1 protein-coding gene is annotated in these 386 nt (G+C 67.6%); it reads left to right on the top strand.

The features are described 5' to 3' along the window. A partial coding sequence (locus IR141_RS13010) for a hypothetical protein (RefSeq protein ID WP_209304464.1) occupies positions 1-386 on the top strand: 386 nt, incomplete at both ends.

The raw sequence follows: 386 nt of genomic DNA on the forward strand, positions 1-386 counted from the left end.
TTCTGGCCGAGATCGCTAAGATCGAGGCCGCCAACGCCGACCCGGAGGCGCGCGCCGGGGCGATCACGGCCTTCGAGCGCAAGTGGCAGTCCGGCGAGTCCGAGCGGCGCAAGCGCTACAGCGAGCACGCCCTCGGGCAGGCCCTGATCGCGCTGGCCGAGGTCGGCCTGCCGGCGATCATCCGCCCGTCCTTCACCATGGGCGGCACCGGCGGCGGTATCGCGTACAACCGCGAGGAATTCCTCGACATCGTCGAGCGCGGCATCGACGCCTCGCCGACCAACGAGGTCCTGATCGAGGAGAGCGTGCTCGGCTGGAAGGAGTACGAGATGGAGGTCGTCCGCGATAAGGCGGACAATTGCATCATCGTCTGCTCCATCGAGAAC

The sequence above is a fragment of the Neisseria sp. 19428wB4_WF04 genome (assembly GCF_015235335.1).
Taxonomy (GTDB): Bacteria; Pseudomonadota; Gammaproteobacteria; order Burkholderiales; family Neisseriaceae; genus Neisseria; species Neisseria musculi.